General features: G+C 46.6%; 7 tRNA genes. All 7 read right to left on the minus strand.

What is annotated here, in order from left to right:
* Nucleotide 1: 1 nt before the first annotated feature.
* Nucleotides 2–87, minus strand: a tRNA-Tyr gene (locus tag CUL_RS0111315).
* Between the two features lie 44 nt (nt 88–131).
* A tRNA-Thr gene (locus tag CUL_RS0111320) sits at nt 132–207 on the minus strand.
* Between the two features lie 125 nt (nt 208–332).
* Nucleotides 333–409, minus strand: a tRNA-Asp gene (locus CUL_RS0111325).
* A 26-nt stretch (nt 410–435) separates the two neighbouring features.
* Nucleotides 436–511: transfer RNA gene (locus CUL_RS0111330), tRNA-Val, on the minus strand.
* 166 nt (nt 512–677) lie between these two features.
* Nucleotides 678–752, minus strand: a tRNA-Glu gene (locus tag CUL_RS0111335).
* Between the two features lie 29 nt (nt 753–781).
* Nucleotides 782–858, minus strand: a tRNA-Met gene (locus CUL_RS0111340).
* Between the two features lie 119 nt (nt 859–977).
* Nucleotides 978–1,054, minus strand: a tRNA-Met gene (locus CUL_RS0111350).
* Nucleotides 1,055–1,094 lie beyond the last annotated feature (40 nt).

The following is a 1,094-nucleotide window of genomic DNA, read 5'->3' on the forward strand; positions in this document are numbered from 1 at the left end:
ATGGTGGAGGAGACTGGATTCGAACCAGTGAAGGCTGAGCCAACGGATTTACAGTCCGTCCCCTTTAGCCAACTCGGGAACTCCTCCTAGTTTGTGTCCATTGGACACTTTTGTTATACAATATAATAATGTGGAGCTGGTGAGAGGACTTGAACCCCCAACCTACTGATTACAAGTCAGTTGCTCTGCCAATTGAGCTACACCAGCATAAGTATTAAATTACCGCCTTTAAGTTACATACTGCTAATATTAACGGCTCCGACTAAGTGATTCACAACAAATCAAAAACATGATTTGGGTTCTCTACTTATGCCAATTGAGCTACACCAGCATGGCGACCCGGAAGGGACTCGAACCCTCGACCTCCAGCGTGACAGGCTGGCATTCTAACCATCTGAACTACCGGGCCATTTTTTCAATTGACAATTATATAAATGGTGGGCACAACAGGGCTTGAACCTGTGACCCCCTGCTTGTAAGGCAGGTGCTCTCCCAACTGAGCTATGCGCCCTCGCAAAGTTCACTTATCACTTCGCTAAGTTAGATCATTTCCCGCAGTTTCATTCACCAAATTATTTGTTCGCTATCGCTCACATAATTTGGGAATTCATTGCGTTTGACCCACCATCCATTTGCATTTGCTTTAAAAGCATTACGCAAATGGGATTAGGTCATAATGGTGACCCTACCGGGACTCGAACCCGGGTTACCGCCGTGAAAGGGCGGTGTCTTAACCGCTTGACCATAGGGCCAGATTATTATTATATGAAATTTTGAATTATGGTAGCGGCGAACGGACTTGAACCGCTGACACTGCGGGTATGAACCGCATGCTCTAGCCAACTGAGCTACGCCGCCATATTATTATGATTGTACCCCTTCGGGTACTACTAATCATATACCTTCGCTACGCTCAGGTCGATATTATGGTTGGTCCTGTCGGACACTTCTAAACTTATACCCTACGGGATAAATAATGGTTGCGGGAGCCGGATTTGAACCAGCGACCTCCGGGTTATGAGCCCGACGAGCTACCAGACTGCTCCATCCCGCGATGAATTTTTTTATTGGTACTCCTTGCGTTTGACTGACCT

Source organism: [Clostridium] ultunense DSM 10521 (genome assembly GCF_000511955.1).
GTDB classification, from domain to species: domain Bacteria; phylum Bacillota; class Clostridia; order Tissierellales; family Tepidimicrobiaceae; genus Schnuerera; species Schnuerera ultunensis.